Source organism: Vibrio sp. OPT46 (genome assembly GCF_015163535.1).
GTDB lineage: Bacteria > Pseudomonadota > Gammaproteobacteria > Enterobacterales > Vibrionaceae > Vibrio > Vibrio alginolyticus.
In genome coordinates, this window is record NZ_JADDYG010000107.1 from 1 (window position 1) to 2,179 (window position 2,179).

The 2,179-nt window shown below is 42.6% G+C and carries 2 protein-coding genes; both read right to left on the reverse strand.

Features of this window, described 5'->3' with window-relative positions; translation table 11 throughout:
* Positions 1–1,880 (reverse strand): DNA topoisomerase (locus tag IQR33_RS05135; RefSeq protein ID WP_193843569.1); only part of this gene is annotated, 1,880 nt, incomplete at its 3' end.
* 2 nt (positions 1,881–1,882) lie between these two features.
* On the reverse strand, positions 1,883–2,179 hold a 297-nt coding region (locus IQR33_RS05140; protein ID WP_228013765.1), incomplete at its 5' end, for a hypothetical protein.

Below are 2,179 nucleotides of genomic sequence, written 5' to 3' on the forward strand. Positions count from 1 at the left end.
AGTGCCTTATACAATTCAATCCCTTTTGGGGTGATATCAATCGAAGGGTTTTTACCCTTGCTAGTATACGCTACGAACTCACGCATTAAGATAGTTGCGATTTGAGTTGGCCTAGTCGCTGGTGTCCCAATGCCTTTTGATTCTTTGAGTGAATTCCTAAGAATAGGATTAGGCTCGAATTTTGCCGCATGGTACATCGCAAAAAGCAGTGAGGCCTCAGTGAAGAGAGGGGGCTTAGTTGTAGTAGACTCCTTTAGCTCAACATCTGGAATTGAAACATTGCTTTTGTCTAAATCGTTTAAGCTGATAGTTTGGACGGTCTCTTTACCTTTAAAATAATGTTCCCACCCAGTTTCTATACAAGATCGCTTTGTGATCTTGAAACTAGATACCGGTTCTCCAAAAAGCCCATGGGTATCGAATTTTAAAACCCCTTCTTGAACTAAATATTTTGATGGAGGCAAATGTGCTTGCAAGTAATGCGACGTAATTTCTTCAAAGACCTGAAGATCTAGTCCCTGTAGCTCTCCTGGTTTAGGTATAACAACAGGAGCTAGAGCATCGTGTATTTTATCTCCTGGCGTATAGCAGCTTGGTTTGAAACTTGCGCAGGTATCGTCTTGTCCCGTTTGAATAGCAGCAACTTTAAGGGCGGCTTGGCCAAATTGGTCCCATTTTGCTAGTTGAGTACATTTGTCGGCAATATCCCTAGGGTTATAATCTTTGTCAGAAATCTCTTGTTCTTCACCTCTTGGGTAAGTGATAAAACCAGAATCGTATAGGCGTTGTGCTGCATTGAGGACATCAGTGGCACTAGCGTTGCTAATCAGACTCTGTAGTTTGGTCAGTGATAAAGGCTTTGGTGGGGCAGAAGTCGCCATACTTTCATTTATATCTAAATCCAATATGCTCGCTTGCTTAAGCCTTTCCGTAAAATCCATCATAATAGATTTGTCGATATAAAGAGGTTTAGGTCTATTGTTTATGGTTAACTCCTCGACTTCTTCCTCAGACATATCAGGCGATATTTTGGATGCTAGATTTTTTTCATCCCACTTTACGCCAGGGATAGGGGAGTCATAGTCGGAGTCTTTTATCTCTGGAAGGTATCGGCCTTCAAAACTTACAGCGCCGTTACACCTGATCAGCGGTACCGGACGAAAGTGAGTTACAGATTTAAAGTTTGCTCTTTCTTGATGACGATGGTAAGTAAAACCTACAACAGTCGACTGAACTCGACCAACAGATGTCGTTGAGCTTTTCTTATCCCCTGAGCCTAGGTACTTTCCAAGCATTCCCCTTCTTGAGTAATAAGTGTAGGTGGCAGTTAGAACCATGGCTGCGTAATCTGCCATACGACGACTAGACCCAGCTAAATATTCGCCGTAGTATTGAGATGCATCGACCATTTCATCGAAAGAGGTTTGTATTGCATCCTTGGATAACCCCTTTGTTAACCAAACTCGTTTTAATGGGCCATCGTATTTAAGGAAATCTAAAATGCTACGGTATATGACTTCACCTTCTCGGTCTGGGTCTGTAGCACCAATGACTAAAGTCGCTTTGTCGACATACTGTTTAAGTAATTGGATTCGCTCTCCTGGTTTTCTTGCCGGGTATCCGTCACGAGCTGGTATGTCCGGACAAACTTTATAAGGAACCTTGCGAGGGATGCGTTCGTGAGTACGAGGATCGTTCCAACTGAAGTTCTGTATTTGCTCTGTAGGGGGAGACAGTTCGAGGAAGTGACCTGCGGCATACCAAAGGATCAGTTCTTGCCCTTTGTAGTAGCCTGAATATAATCCACCTTGCTTTCTAAGATTCAAAGCTGATGCGATCTTTTCAGCTTGAGAAGACTTCTCTGCAATAGCGACCCACATGGCTATTCTCCTAGTTTATTGACTGCGTGTATTCGGTGAGAAATCCAACGACCATACTCAGATTCAATATCAGCAAAGTGCTTCATTGCTTTCAGGCGGTACGAGTAATGAAAATATTTATTGTCTGAAGTTGCATATCGATGGTAGTTAGCGAGGCCTTTAAAAATGTCATTCGTTGCGTTTAATCTTCTGGCCAGAATGACACCACCAATAAATAGATTTGCACATACATCATCTCTGACGTCTTCCCAGTTTATAGTCACACCAAGCTTACGAAACTCTTGATCCCAAACCTTAGG